Consider the following 663-nt stretch of genomic DNA (forward strand, 5'->3'; position numbering starts at 1 on the left):
CAAAAAACATTCTACCAATGGATCAATATAAATCGTTGCATAATATTTCATTTATAAAATCCTTTCTAATATGTTGCCAGTCCATAAAAAAAGAACAATGTGCAAGTATAACCCAAGGCGAATAGTAAAACACTAAACATAAACTTTCTTTTAAAAATGGATATTAAGAAAAATACTCCTATACCACAACAACCAACAATAAACAAGCTTAAACTAGAAAAATAAAATGCTAAAAATATAAATACCGCAGATAAAACCAAAGGAATGGCATTATAAATATATAATAAATTAAACATTATGCAAGAATATACAATAACAAATAACTCTATTACATTTCTATCAAATATTAATAAAAATAAATTCTTATCATATTTACCATAACTAATGTAAATGTAGTGAAAAGTTAGAATAATATAAGTCACCAAAGCAAGAATCAAGCTACATACAAACCAAGCAATTTGTCCACTTGATATATTGTCTATTCCTTTGCTTTCTAGCTTTGTTTTGAGTTTAGAATAAATAGGAATTTGCAAATTTACTCCTAATATAGATAAATTGTTTTATTATAACCAATCTACTTAATACTTTTAATTAATTTAAATTCTTTGTTTTTAAGATATTCTTGTCTTAATGTTTCATCTGCTTTATCAAGCTCATCAGGAC

The 663-nt window shown here is 24.6% G+C and carries 1 protein-coding gene; it reads right to left on the reverse strand.

The window, feature by feature from the left end:
• Positions 1 to 65 precede the first annotated feature (65 nt).
• A complete protein-coding gene (locus tag AJ932_RS09825; protein WP_070278543.1) occupies positions 66 to 533 on the reverse strand; it encodes a hypothetical protein in 468 nt (155 codons plus the stop codon).
• Positions 534 to 663: the final 130 nt, after the last annotated feature.

This window comes from Campylobacter sp. BCW_6873, assembly GCF_001762365.1.
Lineage (GTDB): Bacteria > Campylobacterota > Campylobacteria > Campylobacterales > Campylobacteraceae > Campylobacter_D > Campylobacter_D jejuni.